Source organism: Streptomyces sp. DH37 (assembly GCF_029813835.1).
Taxonomy (GTDB): domain Bacteria; phylum Actinomycetota; class Actinomycetes; order Streptomycetales; family Streptomycetaceae; genus Streptomyces.
Window position 1 is genome coordinate 1 of record NZ_JARVKV010000204.1, and the last position, 431, is coordinate 431.

The following is a 431-nucleotide window of genomic DNA, read 5'->3' on the forward strand; positions in this document are numbered from 1 at the left end:
TGGATGGCGACCCGGCCCGGCCGCGGCACCGGCGGCGGCCGACCGCGGAAGACCCCCACCCGCGGGAGCGCCGCATGACCACGCTGATCATCGCCATACGGGACGCCGACCAGGAGACCACGCGCCGCGCCGTCGCCGCCCTGCACGACGCCGGCCTGACCATCGCTGAGGCTCAGCTGACCAGCGGCCCCGTCGTCCTCGAGAAGCACGGCCAGGACGACACCGGCGAGCACCCCGCCGGCCCGCTGAAGTGTGTGGCCGCGCTCCTGTTCCTCGCCGTCCCGGCGCTCCTCGTCGGGTGGATCTGGGCGGGGGAGTGGCGGTACGGAGCAACCGCCGGCGTCGCGCTCCTGGCCGCCTTCATGGTCCTTGTCCTCTCCCTGGCCGGACGGGACCAGGCCGCCTGAGCGCCGCCAGCCGCGGCCGCCCGC

The 431-nt window shown here is 76.1% G+C and carries 1 protein-coding gene; it reads left to right on the plus strand.

The features are described 5' to 3' along the window. Positions 1 to 74 precede the first annotated feature (74 nt). Positions 75 to 407 (plus strand): hypothetical protein, encoded by a 333-nt coding sequence (locus QC029_RS30680; RefSeq protein ID WP_279559110.1) that lies wholly within the window; start codon positions 75 to 77, stop codon positions 405 to 407. The last annotated feature ends 24 nt before the right edge of the window (positions 408 to 431 follow it).